This window comes from Streptomyces sp. ADMS (genome assembly GCF_033441795.1).
Taxonomy (GTDB): Bacteria; Actinomycetota; Actinomycetes; order Streptomycetales; family Streptomycetaceae; genus Streptomyces.
In genome coordinates this window covers 1-240 of sequence record NZ_JAVFVX010000618.1, presented here as the reverse complement: position 1 = coordinate 240, position 240 = coordinate 1, and the positions used below count along the sequence as shown (strand labels likewise).

Below are 240 nucleotides of genomic sequence, written 5' to 3'. Positions count from 1 at the left end.
CGCTTCCCGACATCGCAGTCGGCCGCCACCCCGACTTCGGCATCGTCGCCTCCAGCCCCAAGCAACTGCCTGCAAGGACCTGGATGTTGAAGGGATTCGACTTCCACCCCGTCCCCGACCATCCCAACCTGTACGCGCTGGCCAACCAGCAGCGTGATGGGCAGAACCGCGCCACACAGACCGTTGCGCTGCTGCGCAAGGCCGGCTACCGGGTTGATGTGGACGCCACGTTCGACCCCT

At 65.8% G+C, this 240-nt stretch carries 1 pseudogene; it reads left to right on the top strand.

The features are described from left to right. A pseudogene (locus tag RB628_RS42210) lies at positions 1–240 on the top strand (hypothetical protein); the annotation flags it as partial.